2 protein-coding genes are annotated in these 1,250 nt (G+C 67.3%); one reads left to right on the top strand and one right to left on the bottom strand.

What is annotated here, in order from left to right; genetic code table 11:
* The coding region (locus ACIRS4_RS37510; RefSeq protein WP_404204645.1) for a pyridoxal-phosphate dependent enzyme at nucleotides 1–740 on the bottom strand (740 nt) is incomplete at its 3' end.
* Between the two features lie 81 nt (nucleotides 741–821).
* On the opposite strand from ACIRS4_RS37510, the gene ACIRS4_RS37505 reads away from it, so the two are divergent.
* A partial coding sequence (locus tag ACIRS4_RS37505) for a hypothetical protein (RefSeq protein WP_404204643.1) occupies nucleotides 822–1,250 on the top strand: 429 nt, incomplete at its 3' end.

The following is a 1,250-nucleotide window of genomic DNA, read 5'->3' as shown; positions in this document are numbered from 1 at the left end:
GAGACGGCGATGATCTCGTCCGGGATGGCCGGGTCGTAGGCGGTCGGCCAGAAGTCCTCACCGACACCCTCGACCAGGTACGGGCGGCCGGTGCCGCCGGAGTAGACCGAGCCCTCCGGGTCCGCGCCGACGATCTTGACCTTGCCGCCGGAGATCTCCTTGAGGTACCGGCCGGTGCCGGTGATGGTGCCGCCGGTGCCGACGCCCGCCACGAAGTGGGTGATCTTGCCCTCGGTGTCGCGCCAGATCTCGGGACCGGTGGTCTCGTAGTGCGACTCCGGGCCGCCCGGGTTGGAGTACTGGTCCGGCTTCCAGGCGCCCGGGATCTCCCGGACCAGGCGGTCGGAGACGTTGTAGTAGCTGTCCGGGTCCTCCGGCGCGACCGCGGTCGGGCAGACCACGACCTCGGCGCCGTAGGCGCGCAGCACGTTGCGCTTGTCCTCGCTGACCTTGTCCGGGCAGACGAACACGGTCTTGTAGCCGCGCTGCTGCGCGACCAGGGCCAGGCCCACACCGGTATTGCCGGAGGTCGGTTCGACGATCGTGCCGCCGGGCTTCAACAGCCCGGCCTTCTCGGCGGCGTCGATCATCTTGATGGCGATGCGGTCCTTCGAGCTACCGCCCGGGTTGAGGTATTCGACCTTCGCCGCCACCAGTCCCGAGTTCGGCCCCACCACGGAGTTCAACCGGACGAGCGGGGTGTTTCCGATCAGATCGACGACATGGTTAGCGATGCGCATACCCATCATCGTTGCAGAAAGGAGATGCGGGCCTTCGCGCACGTCGGCGATATCACGCTTGCCGGAAATTACCATCGCCCCATGAGGATGCCGACGAGCTTGGCCGCCGCCTCCCTGCTGACCGTTCTCGGCAGCACGACCATGATCATCTCCGCCGCTCCCGCCCACGCCGGAACCATCGAGTTTCCGCAGGTCCCGAGCATGTACCACGATGCGATGCTGTGCGGCGGCAATATCCGATCCTGGGCCGACACCAGCCCGCAGTGGCCGGGCCGGGCGATCTTGAGCGTGCAGGCGCTGCCGGTCGCCGGGTTCGATCCGGGCGAGTTCTCCTTCGCTCCGATGTGTGAGACCACCGCCACCGTCGCCTGGCGCAATATGAACACCGGCGCCGCCGGCGAATATCGAGTTCCCGTCCTCGCCGGCTTCTACGGCAGCGAGCACTACGCGTTGTTCCAGGACACCGGACCCGGCCACATCGTCGTCACCGTCTACACCGACATGGCGAAC

This window comes from Streptomyces sp. NPDC101166 (assembly GCF_044768125.1).
Classification (GTDB): Bacteria; Actinomycetota; Actinomycetes; order Streptomycetales; family Streptomycetaceae; genus Streptomyces.
This window is presented reverse-complemented; position numbering and strand designations above follow the sequence as displayed.